Origin of the sequence: Ewingella americana, from assembly GCF_006438725.1 — a bacterium.
GTDB classification, from domain to species: domain Bacteria; phylum Pseudomonadota; class Gammaproteobacteria; order Enterobacterales; family Enterobacteriaceae; genus Ewingella; species Ewingella americana_A.
Window position 1 is genome coordinate 1 of the sequence record NZ_RCZD01000017.1, and the last position, 16,229, is coordinate 16,229.

Annotated in this window: 12 protein-coding genes, 3 tRNA genes and 4 rRNA genes; all 19 read left to right on the forward strand. The window is 53.3% G+C overall.

Annotated features, from left to right (window positions below; translation table 11 throughout):
- A 16S ribosomal RNA gene (locus tag EAH77_RS22370) occupies nt 1–1,367 on the forward strand; the annotation flags it as partial.
- A gap of 442 nt (nt 1,368–1,809) precedes the next feature.
- Nucleotides 1,810–1,885, forward strand: a tRNA-Glu gene (locus EAH77_RS22375).
- Between the two features lie 259 nt (nt 1,886–2,144).
- Nucleotides 2,145–4,802: ribosomal RNA gene (locus tag EAH77_RS22380) — 23S ribosomal RNA — on the forward strand.
- Between the two features lie 393 nt (nt 4,803–5,195).
- A 5S ribosomal RNA gene (rrf, locus tag EAH77_RS22385) occupies nt 5,196–5,311 on the forward strand.
- Nucleotides 5,312–5,398: 87 nt separating this feature from the next.
- Nucleotides 5,399–5,475: transfer RNA gene (locus tag EAH77_RS22390), tRNA-Asp, on the forward strand.
- A gap of 19 nt (nt 5,476–5,494) precedes the next feature.
- Nucleotides 5,495–5,610 (forward strand): 5S ribosomal RNA (rrf, locus tag EAH77_RS22395).
- A gap of 87 nt (nt 5,611–5,697) precedes the next feature.
- Nucleotides 5,698–5,774 (forward strand) — tRNA-Asp (locus EAH77_RS22400).
- Nucleotides 5,775–6,258: 484 nt separating this feature from the next.
- Nucleotides 6,259–6,987 carry a beta-ketoacyl synthase chain length factor gene (locus tag EAH77_RS22405; protein WP_140475255.1) on the forward strand — a complete coding sequence of 243 codons (729 nt, stop codon included), beginning with the start codon at nt 6,259–6,261 and terminating at the stop codon, nt 6,985–6,987.
- Nucleotides 6,935–7,792: a lysophospholipid acyltransferase family protein gene (locus EAH77_RS22410; protein ID WP_140475257.1), complete on the forward strand. Its 858-nt coding sequence runs from the start codon at nt 6,935–6,937 to the stop codon at nt 7,790–7,792. The genes EAH77_RS22405 and EAH77_RS22410 overlap by 53 nt, the downstream gene beginning before the upstream one ends.
- Nucleotides 7,793–7,795: 3 nt before the next feature.
- Complete coding sequence (locus EAH77_RS22415; protein WP_140475259.1) at nt 7,796–8,053, forward strand: phosphopantetheine-binding protein; 258 nt, start codon at nt 7,796–7,798, stop codon at nt 8,051–8,053.
- 8 nt (nt 8,054–8,061) lie between these two features.
- Nucleotides 8,062–8,316 carry an acyl carrier protein gene (locus tag EAH77_RS22420; RefSeq protein ID WP_140475261.1) on the forward strand — a complete coding sequence of 85 codons (255 nt, stop codon included), beginning with the start codon at nt 8,062–8,064 and terminating at the stop codon, nt 8,314–8,316.
- Nucleotides 8,279–8,914 carry a hypothetical protein gene (locus EAH77_RS22425; RefSeq protein ID WP_431306786.1) on the forward strand — a complete coding sequence of 212 codons (636 nt, stop codon included), beginning with the start codon at nt 8,279–8,281 and terminating at the stop codon, nt 8,912–8,914. Before EAH77_RS22420 ends, EAH77_RS22425 begins: the two co-directional genes overlap by 38 nt.
- Nucleotides 8,881–10,266 (forward strand): AMP-binding protein, encoded by a 1,386-nt coding sequence (locus tag EAH77_RS22430; protein ID WP_140475263.1) that lies wholly within the window; start codon nt 8,881–8,883, stop codon nt 10,264–10,266. The genes EAH77_RS22425 and EAH77_RS22430 overlap by 34 nt, the downstream gene beginning before the upstream one ends.
- The gene (locus EAH77_RS22435) at nt 10,263–10,607 is read left to right on the forward strand and encodes a 3-hydroxyacyl-ACP dehydratase FabZ family protein (protein ID WP_140475265.1); all 345 of its coding nucleotides are present in this window, start codon (nt 10,263–10,265) and stop codon (nt 10,605–10,607) included. The genes EAH77_RS22430 and EAH77_RS22435 overlap by 4 nt, the downstream gene beginning before the upstream one ends.
- Nucleotides 10,598–12,319 carry a glycosyltransferase family 2 protein gene (locus EAH77_RS22440; RefSeq protein WP_140475267.1) on the forward strand — a complete coding sequence of 574 codons (1,722 nt, stop codon included), beginning with the start codon at nt 10,598–10,600 and terminating at the stop codon, nt 12,317–12,319. The genes EAH77_RS22435 and EAH77_RS22440 overlap by 10 nt, the downstream gene beginning before the upstream one ends.
- A 1-nt stretch (nt 12,320) precedes the next feature.
- Nucleotides 12,321–12,749 carry an acyl-CoA thioesterase gene (locus tag EAH77_RS22445; protein ID WP_140475269.1) on the forward strand — a complete coding sequence of 143 codons (429 nt, stop codon included), beginning with the start codon at nt 12,321–12,323 and terminating at the stop codon, nt 12,747–12,749.
- A complete protein-coding gene (locus EAH77_RS22450; RefSeq protein ID WP_140475271.1) occupies nt 12,749–13,351 on the forward strand; it encodes an outer membrane lipoprotein carrier protein LolA in 603 nt (200 codons plus the stop codon). Before EAH77_RS22445 ends, EAH77_RS22450 begins: the two co-directional genes overlap by 1 nt.
- Nucleotides 13,341–15,647 (forward strand): MMPL family transporter, encoded by a 2,307-nt coding sequence (locus EAH77_RS22455; protein WP_140475273.1) that lies wholly within the window; start codon nt 13,341–13,343, stop codon nt 15,645–15,647. Before EAH77_RS22450 ends, EAH77_RS22455 begins: the two co-directional genes overlap by 11 nt.
- A complete protein-coding gene (locus tag EAH77_RS22460; protein ID WP_140475275.1) occupies nt 15,644–16,228 on the forward strand; it encodes a DUF3261 domain-containing protein in 585 nt (194 codons plus the stop codon). Before EAH77_RS22455 ends, EAH77_RS22460 begins: the two co-directional genes overlap by 4 nt.
- The last annotated feature ends 1 nt before the right edge of the window (nt 16,229 follow it).

Below are 16,229 nucleotides of genomic sequence, written 5' to 3' on the forward strand. Positions count from 1 at the left end.
GCATGACCTCGCAAGAGCAAAGTGGGGGACCTTCGGGCCTCACGCCATCGGATGTGCCCAGATGGGATTAGCTAGTAGGTGAGGTAATGGCTCACCTAGGCGACGATCCCTAGCTGGTCTGAGAGGATGACCAGCCACACTGGAACTGAGACACGGTCCAGACTCCTACGGGAGGCAGCAGTGGGGAATATTGCACAATGGGCGCAAGCCTGATGCAGCCATGCCGCGTGTGTGAAGAAGGCCTTCGGGTTGTAAAGCACTTTCAGCGAGGAGGAAGGCGTTGTAGTTAATAGCTGCAGCGATTGACGTTACTCGCAGAAGAAGCACCGGCTAACTCCGTGCCAGCAGCCGCGGTAATACGGAGGGTGCAAGCGTTAATCGGAATTACTGGGCGTAAAGCGCACGCAGGCGGTTTGTTAAGTCAGATGTGAAATCCCCGAGCTTAACTTGGGAACTGCATTTGAAACTGGCAAGCTAGAGTCTTGTAGAGGGGGGTAGAATTCCAGGTGTAGCGGTGAAATGCGTAGAGATCTGGAGGAATACCGGTGGCGAAGGCGGCCCCCTGGACAAAGACTGACGCTCAGGTGCGAAAGCGTGGGGAGCAAACAGGATTAGATACCCTGGTAGTCCACGCTGTAAACGATGTCGATTTGGAGGTTGTGGGCATGACCCGTGGCTTCCGGAGCTAACGCGTTAAATCGACCGCCTGGGGAGTACGGCCGCAAGGTTAAAACTCAAATGAATTGACGGGGGCCCGCACAAGCGGTGGAGCATGTGGTTTAATTCGATGCAACGCGAAGAACCTTACCTACTCTTGACATCCAGAGAATTCGCTAGAGATAGCTTAGTGCCTTCGGGAACTCTGAGACAGGTGCTGCATGGCTGTCGTCAGCTCGTGTTGTGAAATGTTGGGTTAAGTCCCGCAACGAGCGCAACCCTTATCCTTTGTTGCCAGCACGTAATGGTGGGAACTCAAAGGAGACTGCCGGTGATAAACCGGAGGAAGGTGGGGATGACGTCAAGTCATCATGGCCCTTACGAGTAGGGCTACACACGTGCTACAATGGCATATACAAAGAGAAGCGAACTCGCGAGAGCAAGCGGACCTCACAAAGTATGTCGTAGTCCGGATTGGAGTCTGCAACTCGACTCCATGAAGTCGGAATCGCTAGTAATCGTAGATCAGAATGCTACGGTGAATACGTTCCCGGGCCTTGTACACACCGCCCGTCACACCATGGGAGTGGGTTGCAAAAGAAGTAGGTAGCTTAACCTTCGGGAGGGCGCTTACCACTTTGTGATTCATGACTGGGGTGAAGTCGTAACAAGGTAACCGTAGGGGAACCTGCGGTTGGATCACCTCCTTACCTAAAGATACGCATTGTGCAGTGTCCACACAGATTGTCTGATGAANTATGTCGTAGTCCGGATTGGAGTCTGCAACTCGACTCCATGAAGTCGGAATCGCTAGTAATCGTAGATCAGAATGCTACGGTGAATACGTTCCCGGGCCTTGTACACACCGCCCGTCACACCATGGGAGTGGGTTGCAAAAGAAGTAGGTAGCTTAACCTTCGGGAGGGCGCTTACCACTTTGTGATTCATGACTGGGGTGAAGTCGTAACAAGGTAACCGTAGGGGAACCTGCGGTTGGATCACCTCCTTACCTAAAGATACGCATTGTGCAGTGTCCACACAGATTGTCTGATGAATGTAAATGAGCAAGAGCACCTGTTGATGCGGTGAAGGCGACTTCACTCTGATGCGAAAGTGCCACGCCGCGAAAGTGGTCTGGTACGGATTTTTCGTGTCCCCATCGTCTAGAGGCCTAGGACACTGCCCTTTCACGGCTGTAACAGGGGTTCGAATCCCCTTGGGGACGCCAATCCGATAATGAGTGAAAGACATTATCACCGGTTCTTTATGAACCACAAAGTATCTTAAAGATGACTTTAACGAGTCGTGTTTAAGATATTGCTCTTTAACAATCTGGAACAAGCTGAAAATTGAAACGACACAGCTGAAACTTATCTCTCCGTAGAAGTATTGAGGTAAGGAGTACCCTGTGTTGAGTCTCTCAAGACTTGCAGCACGTAGCGTGCTTTCTTCTTTTTATTAAGAAAAAAGACACCTTCGGGTTGTGAGGTTAAGCGACTAAGCGTACACGGTGGATGCCTAGGCAGTCAGAGGCGATGAAGGGCGTGCTAATCTGCGAAAAGCGTCGGTAAGGTGATATGAACCGTAATAACCGACGATACCCGAATGGGGAAACCCAGTGTGATACGTCACACTATTGCATGGTGAATACATAGCCATGCAAGGCGAACCGGGGGAACTGAAACATCTAAGTACCCCGAGGAAAAGAAATCAACCGAGATTCCCCTAGTAGCGGCGAGCGAACGGGGAACAGCCCACGTACAAGCAGTAGGAGCCTCTTTTATGGGGTGACTGCGTACCTTTTGTATAATGGGTCAGCGACTTATATTTTGTAGCAAGGTTAACCGAATAGGGGAGCCGTAGGGAAACCGAGTCTTAACTGGGCGTCAAGTTGCAAGGTATAGACCCGAAACCCGGTGATCTAGCCATGGGCAGGTTGAAGGTTGGGTAACACTAACTGGAGGACCGAACCGACTAATGTTGAAAAATTAGCGGATGACCTGTGGCTGGGGGTGAAAGGCCAATCAAACCGGGAGATAGCTGGTTCTCCCCGAAAGCTATTTAGGTAGCGCCTCGTGAACTCATCTTCGGGGGTAGAGCACTGTTTCGACTAGGGGGCCATCCCGGCTTACCAACTCGATGCAAACTACGAATACCGAAGAATGTTATCACGGGAGACACACGGCGGGTGCTAACGTCCGTCGTGAAGAGGGAAACAACCCAGACCGCCAGCTAAGGTCCCAAAGTCATGGTTAAGTGGGAAACGATGTGGGAAGGCATAGACAGCCAGGATGTTGGCTTAGAAGCAGCCATCATTTAAAGAAAGCGTAATAGCTCACTGGTCGAGTCGGCCTGCGCGGAAGATGTAACGGGGCTAAACCATGCACCGAAGCTGCGGCAGCGACGCTTATGCGTTGTTGGGTAGGGGAGCGTTCTGTAAGCCGTTGAAGGTGACCTGTGAGGGTTGCTGGAGGTATCAGAAGTGCGAATGCTGACATAAGTAACGATAATGCGGGTGAAAAACCCGCACGCCGGAAGACCAAGGGTTCCTGTCCAACGTTAATCGGGGCAGGGTGAGTCGACCCCTAAGGCGAGGCTGAAAAGCGTAGTCGATGGGAAACAGGTTAATATTCCTGTACTTGGTGTTACTGCGAAGGGGGGACGGAGAAGGCTAGGCTGGCCGGGCGACGGTTGTCCCGGTTCAAGCGTGTAGGGGGAGAGAGTTGGTAAATCCGCTTTCTTATTCAACCCTGAGGCGTGATAACGAGCCACTACGGTGGTGAAGTAGCCGATGCCATGCTTCCAGGAAAAGCCTCTAAGCTCCAGGTAACACGAAATCGTACCCCAAACCGACACAGGTGGTCAGGTAGAGAATACTCAGGCGCTTGAGAGAACTCGGGTGAAGGAACTAGGCAAAATGGTGCCGTAACTTCGGGAGAAGGCACGCTGGCGCGTAGGTGAAGAGACTAGCTCTCGGAGCCGAAGCCAGTCGCAGATACCAGCTGGCTGCAACTGTTTAATAAAAACACAGCACTGTGCAAACACGAAAGTGGACGTATACGGTGTGACGCCTGCCCGGTGCCGGAAGGTTAATTGATGGGGTCAGCCGCAAGGCGAAGCTCTTGATCGAAGCCCCGGTAAACGGCGGCCGTAACTATAACGGTCCTAAGGTAGCGAAATTCCTTGTCGGGTAAGTTCCGACCTGCACGAATGGCGTAATGATGGCCAGGCTGTCTCCACCCGAGACTCAGTGAAATTGAACTCGCTGTGAAGATGCAGTGTACCCGCGGCAAGACGGAAAGACCCCGTGAACCTTTACTATAGCTTGACACTGAACATTGAGCCTTGATGTGTAGGATAGGTGGGAGGCTTTGAAGCGAGGACGCCAGTTCTCGTGGAGCCAACCTTGAAATACCACCCTTTAATGTTTGATGTTCTAACTCGGCCCCATAATCTGGGGTGAGGACAGTGTCTGGTGGGTAGTTTGACTGGGGCGGTCTCCTCCTAAAGAGTAACGGAGGAGCACGAAGGTTAGCTAATCACGGTCGGACATCGTGAGGTTAGTGCAATGGCATAAGCTAGCTTGACTGCGAGAGTGACGGCTCGAGCAGGTACGAAAGTAGGTCATAGTGATCCGGTGGTTCTGAATGGAAGGGCCATCGCTCAACGGATAAAAGGTACTCCGGGGATAACAGGCTGATACCGCCCAAGAGTTCATATCGACGGCGGTGTTTGGCACCTCGATGTCGGCTCATCACATCCTGGGGCTGAAGTAGGTCCCAAGGGTACGGCTGTTCGCCGTTTAAAGTGGTACGCGAGCTGGGTTTAGAACGTCGTGAGACAGTTCGGTCCCTATCTGCCGTGGGCGTTGGAAGATTGAGAGGGGCTGCTCCTAGTACGAGAGGACCGGAGTGGACGCATCACTGGTGTTCGGGTTGTCATGCCAATGGCATTGCCCGGTAGCTAAATGCGGAAAAGATAAGCGCTGAAAGCATCTAAGCGCGAAACTTGCCTCGAGATGAGTCTTCCCTGTGGCTTTAAGCCACCTGAAGGGACGTTTAAGACTAAGACGTTGATAGGCTGGGTGTGTAAGTGCAGCGATGCATTGAGCTAACCAGTACTAATGACCCGAGAGGCTTAACCTTACAACACCAAAGGTGTTTTTAGTCTGAGAGACTATNCATCACTGGTGTTCGGGTTGTCATGCCAATGGCATTGCCCGGTAGCTAAATGCGGAAAAGATAAGCGCTGAAAGCATCTAAGCGCGAAACTTGCCTCGAGATGAGTCTTCCCTGTGGCTTTAAGCCACCTGAAGGGACGTTTAAGACTAAGACGTTGATAGGCTGGGTGTGTAAGTGCAGCGATGCATTGAGCTAACCAGTACTAATGACCCGAGAGGCTTAACCTTACAACACCAAAGGTGTTTTTAGTCTGAGAGACTATGAAGTTTAATTTTCAGCGATGTTCCGAGATTGGTTCGTATGGCGTAACGGAGTGAGCGATCATGAAGTTATGCGGTATGGATGAAACAGAATTTGCCTGGCGGCACTAGCGCGGTGGTCCCACCTGACCCCATGCCGAACTCAGAAGTGAAACGCCGTAGCGCCGATGGTAGTGTGGGGTCTCCCCATGCGAGAGTAGGGAACTGCCAGGCATCAAATTAAGACCATTTCCCCTGACAAGGAAGTGAGAGAAATACCTGACATGAGAGGCATTATTCTTGTGTGAGTACAGAATCGGTGGAGCGGTAGTTCAGTTGGTTAGAATACCTGCCTGTCACGCAGGGGGTCGCGGGTTCGAGCCCCGTCCGTTCCGCCACTTATNGAAACAGAATTTGCCTGGCGGCACTAGCGCGGTGGTCCCACCTGACCCCATGCCGAACTCAGAAGTGAAACGCCGTAGCGCCGATGGTAGTGTGGGGTCTCCCCATGCGAGAGTAGGGAACTGCCAGGCATCAAATTAAGACCATTTCCCCTGACAAGGAAGTGAGAGAAATACCTGACATGAGAGGCATTATTCTTGTGTGAGTACAGAATCGGTGGAGCGGTAGTTCAGTTGGTTAGAATACCTGCCTGTCACGCAGGGGGTCGCGGGTTCGAGCCCCGTCCGTTCCGCCACTTATTGCATAGACCCTGAATCGAAAGATTCAGGGTTTTTTGCATTTTAAATAGCCAAAAATTTAAAAAAATGCAGCTTCTCAACACTCTCTCTCGTTTTTCGCCAGATAATATCGCCTTAACCTGCCTTCTATTTCATTCAGCTTTGACGAAATAAGCCAATAGCTGATCTATTTCTGAAAATTTAACTTAAAAATTAATGTCGCTTGATTAATAAGAGTGACAGATAAATATCTCCTCTCATTATATTCACAAGCAAGTTTCCTATTAATGAAATGTGCTTCACATTGCGTTTACAGCATTTTGTTTTTTTTGATTTTCATCCCATTATAGAAAACCCCATTGATATAAAAGGCGAAAGCTTAGAGTGAGTAAACGGTCTCATTTCGCTGCCCATGGTTAATTAGGAAAGTTACTGATGCAACTTACTCTGAAATAGAATAAAGTCATTTTCCTTTATTGGTCGGCCTGAGACGCATCTTGTATGAAATACTCACTGGATATTCTGAATTGGCAGGCTATAGCGCCGGGCATTACAGATGCATCTCGCTGGGAGGCGTGGGCTGCTCAGGATGTAAGCTTTCCATTGGCTGGTGAACTGGCAAAAAGCCAAACAATCCCTATGATGACGGCACGAAGAATGAGTCCTGCAAGCCGCCTGGCCGTCGAGACAAGCCTAAGTATTATGGATTGTAATCCGGTGGATATGGCCATCTTTACCAGCCGTCATGGTGAACTAGATAGGACCTATAAGATTCTGCAAAGCCTTGCTGTGACTGACGACATTTCACCTACCGATTTCTCAATGTCAGTGCATAACACGGCAGCCGGATGGCTGACCATTGCCGGCAAGAAAACACTTCCTGTGACTTCATTAGCCGCAAGTGAAGACAGCTTTCAGCAAGGAATACTCGAAGCTATCGCTATGTTACATACCGGGGCAGAGCGCGTTCTATTAGTCGATTTTGACGCTCCTATTCCGCAGGTTTACTCACAAAATGCTGAGCCAATATCTGCACCCTATGCCGTTGCATTGTTATTGTCGAAAGGCAGCACATTAAGTTTTGAACGCCTGCCTAATACTCACCGCCCGCTCTCGCCAGTTTTACCTCAAAGTTTGCAGTTCCTTCGCGGCTGGTTGAATAAAAAGATCTCGTTCTATGTTGCTGCTCAGGAACACCAATGGCAATGGACATCCCATCGTGGCGAATAAACCCACCGCAAGTTTACAGCGTTCCAGCGTGTTCAACCGGATCTGGCGCTGGATCGCAACAGGGGTTTTTTTTGCACTTTTCGGAATCGGCGGGCTGGCGCTTTCTCTGGTCTGGTTTACTCTCTTACGTCTCGTTGTGCGTGAGCGTGATGTACTGCAGCAGCTAACACACAACAGTATCCGCTACAGCTTCAGGTTTTTTTTGCATGGGCTGCGCCTGGCCGGCGTGATGGACTTTAGGATTATTGGCGCGGATAAATTCAAGTCCGATCACGGATGTCTGGTTGTCGCTAATCATCCGAGTTTGCTTGATTACGTCTTCCTTGCATCCTGCATGCCGCGCTGTGACTGTATTGTTAAGCAGGCATTACTGGATAATCCCTTTGTCCGGGGCGTCATTAAGGCGGCAGGATACTTGGTAAACTCAGGTTCTGAGGGGTTGATGGAAGCTTGTGAAGAGCGGTTGAAGTCAGGGGGGACACTGCTCATCTTTCCTGAGGGAACGCGTTCTGTGGTTGGGCAGCCTTTAACATTGCAGCGTGGGGCGGCAAACATCGCGGTTAGAGCCAAGTGCCCGGTGCGGATCGTGCACATCTCCTGCCATCCACCGATGCTGACGAAACAGGGTAAATGGTATAAGATCCCTGAGACGAAACCTCAGTTTATTATTAGGGTTCAGGATAAGATCGACGCCAGACAATTTAACGATAAGCACGATCTTTCTCCTGCGCTGGCGGCGAGACGTTTTACGCGTTATCTCCAGCGCGAACTGATGCGTGTCGACATTAAAAATAACGAGAAATAAGTCATGGATTCATTAAGTCACGATATTAAAATTCTTATCATCGAAACCCTTAATCTTGAAGGGATGACGCCAGAGGAAATTAGTACTGATGCTCCTCTGTTTGGTGATGGTTTAGGACTGGATTCCATAGACGCCCTGGAATTAGGCTTAGCATTAAAAAAACAATATGGCGTTGTACTTTCTGCCGAGAGCCAGACAATGCGGCAGCATTTTTTTTCAGTGGGAACCCTCGCTAACTTTATTTCTGAGCAGCGTGGTTGAGAGGGCTTATGCAAAAACACGAAATCTATCAACAAGTCACCATTCTGTTGGTCAAGCTGTTCGAAATCGATGAAGGTGATGTCAAACCTGAAGCTCTGCTTTATGACGATCTGGACTTAGACAGCATCGATGCCGTCGATCTGGTGGTGCATTTACAGCGTGTCACCGGAACGAAAATTAAACCAGAAATGTTCAAATCTGTTCGTACTGTTCAGGATGTGGTTGATGCAATTGATGAATTGCTCAACGCCGAACCGCAATAAACCGGTGATGCGCAATTTCCAATCCCGTTCCACCTCACGTACTTCTATTATTGTTCAGGCAATGGTGGCCCTGGTCATCATTGCCTATCCTTTCGGCGTCTGGTTTGGTGTGGCACGGTTCGGAATCAGTGTCCTGGCCCCTCTTCTTTGCATTGTTTTTTTGTTGCGGTTACTCACCGCTCGCGTGAAAGCGGGCCAGTTGTGGTGGGTGATGACATTGAGTGCGGCCATTGGCCTGGTACTGTCCGCGAGCAGTGCATTGCTGAATCAAAGCCACTTGCTGTTATATTACCCGGTGGCTGTCAACAGCCTGTTATTACTGGTGTTTGCTGCATCATTACGCAGTTCCTCGCCGATCATTGAACGGCTGGCGCGTCTGCGCGAGAGCCAACTGCCGCCAGCCGCCATTGTCTATACGCGGCGGGTTACCCAAATCTGGTGTGTTTTCTTCTTCTTTAACGGCCTGGTCGCATTGTATACCTGCCTCAAAGGCGACATGGCACTTTGGGCTTTTTACAATGGTGGCCTGAGTTACGCACTGATTGGTGTGCTGATGGGGGGAGAATGGATAGTGAGAAAATGCATCCTGCGTGTTTGAGTCTGCCGATGAAAAACTGGCTGGATGATTCACGCGATGCACAACAATTAGTCTCCTGGTGCGATGGTGCCGCGTGGGATCTGGCGACATTTCGTCGTGACGTTCTCGTCTTGATCCGCCAAATCTCTCCTGCCGTACATCAGCGCTGGGCGTTGTGTTTTACGAATAACTACCATTTTGCCGTAGCGCTGCTGGCCGTTCTCTACTGCGGACGCGTGCCGGTATTACCGGGCCACTCCCGCCAGGCGCAGCTTGAAGAGCAACGTCATGAATTTGATGTGCTGTTAACCGATCAGCCATTAATGTTGTCTTGCCCGGTATTCCCTTTCCCCTCAGCGGACACCTGTGCGGCAGACGTGACGGGCGATCCTCTTCCCATTTGGCGTGAGGATCTGTTCATTATTTTATTTACCTCGGGCAGCAGCGGGTTACCTCAAAAGGTGATTAAACCGGTACGTTGCCTTGAAGCCGAAACCCAGTGGCTGGCACAGTGTTTCGGGGAGCATCTTAGTGTCGCCTGGTTTGTTGCCAGCGTGGCTCCACATCATATGTATGGGCTGACTTTTGGCCTGATGCTGCCGCTGTCGCTCGGCAGGCCGTTTTATGCCGCCAGTCTTGAATACCACGAGCAACTGGTGGCGCTGGCTCAGCAACTTTCGCTGGCTGTCGTCAGCAGCCCCTCTTTTTTACAGCGACTGGACAGCCACCTTAGCGCCGTGAATTGCGAGCAGGTCTTTTCGGCGGGCGGAACTTTGCTGGCAGAGGATGCCGGAACAGCGGCCAGACACTGTGGCACCTGGCCGGTAGAGATCTATGGCACCACTGAAACCGGCGTGATTGCCAGCCGTCGTCAGCAAAAGCCTGACTCACCCTGGACACTCTTTGAAAAAATTCAACTGATGGGGCATGCAGACGGTCAGTATTCAGCATTATCAGATTGGATCCCACAGCCAGACGGGGTGTTTTTAGGGGATACTCTCCACGTGCTGCCTGACGGCAAACGCTTTGAGCTGGCTGGGCGCAAAGATCGGATAGTGAAAATTGCTGAACAAAGGATTTCGCTCAGTGAAATAGAGCGGCGACTGCTGGCGATGAGCCTGATCACTGACGCCAGCGTACTGACACTGCAAATCAAAGGTCGTGTCTATATTGCTGCCGCCGTCGTGCTTAAGGAACCGCATCTTCAGGATGAGATAATGACGCAGAGCGCAAGGATCGCTTTCTTACGTCATTCGCTGCGTGATTGGCTGCCCGCCGTCGCGATCCCTCGCTTCTGGCGCTTCGTTCCGGCCATCCCGTTAAACTCACAGGGGAAGCGTACCTACGCTGAATTACAGGATTTATTTGTATGATGATGCCGCAGATAGTGAGCCAGAAAGAAGAGGGTGGCAGTGCTGTCAAACTTGAACTTCGCTTGCAGCCCGCGCTGTTTTGGTTCGACGGTCATTTTCCGCATCATGCGATCCTGCCGGGCGTGACACAGGTTCACTGGGTGATGGTCTTTGCCACGACCTTACTGGCGCTCGACCAGGCTTTTACCGGCATGGACGTGGTGAAGTTCCAGCGTCCTTTATTGCCGGGAGATGAGGTGCACCTGAGCATCGAGTGGCTGAAAGAAAAGTCGCGTCTGAATTTTCAATACAGCGTAGCGGGCTATATCGCCAGCAGCGGGAAAATTACTTTATGCCACTGACACCCGGTGAGCGATTTTCACCTTGTCTGATCATTCCCTGCTATAACCATGGCGCGATGATGGCGGATGTGGTCTCGCGTCTGCACGTTTTTGGTCTGCCCTGCATTGTGGTGGACGACGGCAGCGATCGGGCCACCGCGCAGGAGCTTGAACGCCTCGCTGCGGTGACCCCCTGGTTAACGCTGCACCGGTTAGCACAAAATCAAGGCAAAGGTGCTGCGGTGATGGCCGCGCTTACCCTGGCTTGTGCACAAGGCTTCAGCCACGCGTTACAGGTTGATGCCGATGGTCAGCACCATCTGGCTGATGTGCCTCGGTTGCTGGAAGAGGCGCAACAGCATCCCGACTGTCTGATCTCCGGCCGCCCGGTCTATGATGACTCAGTGCCCAAAGCGCGGCTTTATGGCCGGTATATCACCCATGTCTGGGTGTGGATCGAAACGTTGTCGCTGTCGCTGAAAGACAGCATGTGCGGCTTTCGGGTGTACCCTCTGTTGCCGGTTATGCGTCTGCTCGGTACAACGACGCTCGGCGAGCGGATGGATTTCGACACTGAAATCATGGTGCGCCTCTACTGGCAAGGAACGCGCAGCCGCTTTATTCCTACTCAGGTCGTTTACCCATCAGACGGCCTTTCGCACTTCGATCCCCTGAAAGACAATCTGCGCATTTCTTATATGCACTCGCGGCTGTTTTTCGGCATGTTGCGACGTATGCCACAATTGTTACGTCAGCGTTCGACGCCGTCTGAGCTGCATTGGTCCGCCACGCAGGAGCGTAAGGGGCTGTGGGGACTCCGCCTGATGCTCAAGGTTTATCAGTTGCTCGGGCATCGGGCATTCAAACTGTTGCTCTACCCGGTGATCGGCTACTTCTGGCTGACAGGGCGGGTACAGCGCCACGCATCGCAGCTTTATTTACAGCGCCTGGCCGATTTTGCCCGCCAGCAGAGCGTGAGCCTGCCTTACCGGTTAAGTCCTTTCCGCCATTTCATGCGTTTTGGCGGCGCGATGCTAAACAAACTCGCCAGCTGGCAGGGGGAAGTGCGCAACGTGACCCTGATTGATGAAGCGATTTGTGAAGCACAAATCGCCAGCGGGCGTGGCACCCTGATTCTGGCCTCGCATCTGGGCGATATCGAGTCCTGCCGTGCGATTGCCTCGCTCAATCAGCGGGTGGTGGTCAACGCGCTGGTATTTACCCAGCATGCAGAACGCTTTAATCAGGTCATAAAAGAGGTCAACCCGCAGGCTAACATCAATCTGATACAGGTCAGCGACATGGGGCCTGAAACTGCCATTATGCTACAAGAAAAACTGGATGCTGGTGAGTGGGTGGCAATGGTCGGTGACCGCACCTCTGCCGGACGGCACCAGCGTGGTGAGCAACAGGCCCGCGTGATTTACAGCTCTTTTCTCGGCCACCCGGCCCCTTTCCCTCAGGGGCCGTTTATCCTTGCTGCTGCACTCGGTGCGCCGGTCTTTCTGATGTTTGGCATTGAATATGCCGGGCGGCTGAATATCCATTTCGAAGCCTTCGCCGATCCGCTCCTATTGCCGCGCGCCACGCGTCAGCAGGCGTTACAGCAAGCCGTTGAGCGCTATGCCGGGCGGCTGGAACATTACTGCCTGCGCGCACCGCATGACTGGTTTAACTTCTTTGATTTTTGGCAATCACCGCCGCATCCCAGCGATAACCGGAAAACTGACTAATATGACTCTGCAAGACGATCCCCGTTTTCGAACCTGCGTAACGATCACTGTGCCGTTTCACGATGTCGATGCCATGGGCGTGGTTTGGCACGGCAACTACTTTCGCTACCTTGAAGTCGCGCGTGAGCAGTTGCTGAAACAATTTGATTACGGCTACCGGCAGATGCAGGCTTCCGGCTACGTCTGGCCGATTGTTGACACCCGGCTGAAATATATTTCATCGGTGCGGTTCGAGCAAAAAATTGAAGTACACGCACAGATAGAAGAAGTGGAAAACCGTCTGCGGATTGGCTATCTCATCCTGGACGCCGAAACAGGCAAACGCACCACCACAGGCTACACCTTACAGGTGGCGGTCGATTTGCATACGCAGGAAATGTGTTTTGCCTCGCCCCCAATCCTGCTGGACAAAATGGGACTCAGTCTGTAATGCGCACTCTATTACTGCTGCTTGGCCTGCTCAGCCTGGGCGCACACGCCGTGACGTTACCTGAATTGCAACAGCGGTTCAGTCAGCAACCGATTTTACGCGCTGATTTCAGCCAGCAGCGCACCATCAGCGGTATGAGCCAGCCGTTGAACTCCAGTGGCAATCTGCTGATCGCACAGAAAAAAGGCCTTTGGTGGCAGCAGGAAAAACCTTTCACCCTGACTTTATTACTGACCGAAAATCGGATGGTGCAAACCTTGTCCGGGCAGCCGCCACAGGTGGTGACGGCAGAGAGTAACCCGCAGATGTTCCAGTTCAACGCGTTGCTGACCGCGCTATTTCAGGCCGATCAGCAGGTGCTGGAGCACAACTTCACGCTTAATTTCAGCGACCAGGGGCAGGGTGCGTGGCAGTTGATCCTCACACCGAAAACCTCACCGCTTAACCGGCTGTTTCGCACCATCACGCTTAATGGCCGGGAATACCTCAACCTGATTGATATCAACGATATGCAGGGTGATGAGACGCATGTCCGCTTTTTTAACCAGCGCACCCAACCTGCGGCGCTGACGGCTGCCGAGCTGGCACATTTTGACGGTTAAACTTCATCGCCAACTGGCCCTCGTCTGGCTGCTGATTTGTCTCTTGCTGGTGGCGGCGCTGTTCTGGCTGTTGCCGCGCAGTCAGGTAAACAGCAGCGTGCTGGCCTTGTTGCCCAGGCAGCAGTTGCAGGGCGTGCCCGATGCATTGTCGCGCGGTTTCAGCCAACGGCTCGACCGCCAACTGATGTGGCTGGTCAGCCCGCCCGAAGGGCAGGGCAGCGCTGTGGCGCAAGACTGGCTTGAATCACTGCGCCAGCTGCCAGCCTTGCGTCAGGTTGAGGGGCCAATGGATGCGCAGCACCAGCAACAGTGGGGGGAGTTCTTCTTCCAACACAGAAATGCCTTGCTGGATGATGCCACCCGCCAGCGCCTGCAAAGCGGCGCACAGGCGCAAAGTCAGTGGATCCTCGGTCAGCTCTATTCGGCTTTTGCCGGTGTGAGTGGTAAAGAGCTGGCCGGCGACCCGCTGCTGCTGCTGCGCGGGTCGCAGCTGGCACAGCAGCAAAACAGCGGTGGTATGACGCTCGATAACGGCTGGCTGACGGCGCGGGATAAGCAAGGGCGCAGCTGGTATCTGATCCACGCTGAACTGAAGGCCTCCTCGTACGACATCACCAGTAGCAAACAGATTGTCGCCAGCCTGAACGGGCTTGAGCAGTCGTTCCGGCAGCGCTTTCCGGGGGCTGAGGTGTTGCAGCGCGGGACGCTGTTTTACAGCAACTACGCCAGCCAACAGGCGGAGCATGATATTTCCACCCTTGGTCTGAGCTCGGTCGCCGGGGTTTTCCTGCTGATTTTACTGGTCTTCCGCTCAGTATTGCCGCTGCTGCTCAGCCTGCTGTCGATTACCATCGGCGCGCTGACCGGTACGGTCTTTACGCTGGCCGCATTCGGTGAAATTCACATCATGACACTGGTGCTCAGTACCAGCATTGTCGGTATTTCAGCCGACTACACGCTCTACTTTCTGACCGAGCGGCGTATCCACGGCGGGGAAACCTCTGCTCTCGACAGCCTGAAAAAGCTCTTCCCGGCACTCTCTATGGCGCTGTTGACCACGGTGGTGGCGTACCTGATGTTACTGATCGCCCCGTTCCCCGGTTTACAGCAGTTGGCGGTTTTTGCCGCTGCGGGCCTGAGCGCCGCCTGTATTACTGTGATGTGCTGGTATCCGCTATTAGCCAAAAATCTGCCGGTCGGCCCGGCACCAGGCCTCGTGCTGATCCAGCGTTGGCTTCATGCGTGGCAAAACCGCAGGGCGCTACGCCTGGGATCACCGATCGCCGTCATGGCGCTGATCCTGGCCGGATTCAGCCAGTTGCAGATCAACGATGACATCGGCGATCTGCAGGCGTTGCCTAAAGATCTTCAACAACAGGAGCGACAAATCGCCGCGTTAACCGGGCAGACCAACGATCAAAAATGGTTGGTGGTGTACGGCGATAACGCCGAACAAACGCTGCAACGGCTGGAAGCCCTGCGCCCGAAACTGCAACAGGCCAAAGAACGCGGTACGCTCGACGGTTACCGGCTGATTGGCCTGCCATCACAACAGCAGCAGAAGGAGGATCTAACCCTGCTGCGCCAGCGTGCGCCAGAGGTGTTAAGCCAGCTCAGCCAGGCGGGGATCAGGCTGAAACCGGCCGATCTCAGCCCGCAATGGGTGACGCCACCGGCGTGGCTGGAAAGTGTGGTCAGCCAGGGTTGGCGTCTGTTGTGGCTTTCGCTGCCGGACGGTCGCACCGCCACGCTGGTGCCGGTCAGCGGGGTGCATGACAGCGCGGCAATGAGTGAACTGGCCGCCAGTGCCGACGGCGTGGGTTGGGTCGATCGCAAAACCGAGTTCAGCCAGGTATTCTCACAATACCGTGTGATGCTCTCCCTGCTGCTGACGCTGGCCGTCACGCTGATTGCCGGGATTTACCTGTGGCGTTTTCGCCTGCCGCACGGACTGGTTTGTCTGGTGCCTACGTTGCTCTCGCTGGGGATGGGCATTGCCGCGCTGGCATTGAGTGGGCACAGTCTGAATCTGTTTTCGCTGCTGGCGCTGGTTCTGGTGCTGGGTATTGGCATTAACTACACGCTGTTCTTCACCAATCCGCGTGGCACGCCGACCACCTCGATGCTGGCGATATTCATGGCCGTGGTGACCACCCAGCTCACTTTCGGCATGCTGGTTTTCAGCTCAACGCAGGCCATCAGCAGTTTTGGTATCGTACTCAGCGCAGGTATTTTCACGGCTTTCCTGCTGTCTCCTTTAACCTTACGCGTTCAAAAATCAGGACCGACACCATGACCCGTTTTGCCCTCCTGTGGCTGTGTTTACTGGTGCTGCTCAGCGGATGTGCGGCCAACAAGGCCATGGATGCTGACAACGTAACGCCAGCTCAGGCATGGCTGCGCCCCGGCGTGCGGGTTAAATTACCGGCTCCCACACTGGCCACTCCCCTTCATCAGCAGCAATTGTTGAGTGCAACGGTGGACGGAAAAACCCAGTCTTTGCTGGTTCTGTTGAGCGCGGATGGGCAGTCGCTGCAACTGGCCGGGCTTTCGCCGCTGGGCATTCGCCTGTTCAAACTGCTCTACGATCAACAGGGGATCCACACTGATCAGGCGGTAAGCCTCGGCAAGATGCCGCCAGCCAGTCAGGTGCTGGCCGATATCATGCTGAGTTATTGGCCGCTAAGCCGCTGGCAACCGCTGCTGCCACCGGGCTGGCGGCTTGAAGATACCGGTGAGCGGCGCGTATTATCGGACCAAAACGGGCAGGAAGTGACACGCATCGACTACCTGCAACGCGGCAATCAGCGCCAGCCGGTGTCGATTACTCAGCGGGCGTTTCGCTACCAGATCAACATCCAGAATGTCGGTAACTAAC

What these genes read in the sequence shown, in the direction of transcription:
- EAH77_RS22405 (WP_140475255.1), top strand. Translation starts at nt 6,259, where the DNA reads ATGAAATACTCACTGGATATTCTGAATTGGCAGGCTATAGCGCCGGGC.
- EAH77_RS22410 (WP_140475257.1), top strand. Translation starts at nt 6,935, where the DNA reads ATGTTGCTGCTCAGGAACACCAATGGCAATGGACATCCCATCGTGGCG.
- EAH77_RS22415 (WP_140475259.1), top strand. Translation starts at nt 7,796, where the DNA reads ATGGATTCATTAAGTCACGATATTAAAATTCTTATCATCGAAACCCTT.
- EAH77_RS22420 (WP_140475261.1), top strand. Translation starts at nt 8,062, where the DNA reads ATGCAAAAACACGAAATCTATCAACAAGTCACCATTCTGTTGGTCAAG.
- EAH77_RS22425 (WP_431306786.1), top strand. Translation starts at nt 8,279, where the DNA reads ATGCAATTGATGAATTGCTCAACGCCGAACCGCAATAAACCGGTGATG.
- EAH77_RS22430 (WP_140475263.1), top strand. Translation starts at nt 8,881, where the DNA reads ATGGATAGTGAGAAAATGCATCCTGCGTGTTTGAGTCTGCCGATGAAA.
- EAH77_RS22435 (WP_140475265.1), top strand. Translation starts at nt 10,263, where the DNA reads ATGATGATGCCGCAGATAGTGAGCCAGAAAGAAGAGGGTGGCAGTGCT.
- EAH77_RS22440 (WP_140475267.1), top strand. Translation starts at nt 10,598, where the DNA reads ATGCCACTGACACCCGGTGAGCGATTTTCACCTTGTCTGATCATTCCC.
- EAH77_RS22445 (WP_140475269.1), top strand. Translation starts at nt 12,321, where the DNA reads ATGACTCTGCAAGACGATCCCCGTTTTCGAACCTGCGTAACGATCACT.
- EAH77_RS22450 (WP_140475271.1), top strand. Translation starts at nt 12,749, where the DNA reads ATGCGCACTCTATTACTGCTGCTTGGCCTGCTCAGCCTGGGCGCACAC.
- EAH77_RS22460 (WP_140475275.1), top strand. Translation starts at nt 15,644, where the DNA reads ATGACCCGTTTTGCCCTCCTGTGGCTGTGTTTACTGGTGCTGCTCAGC.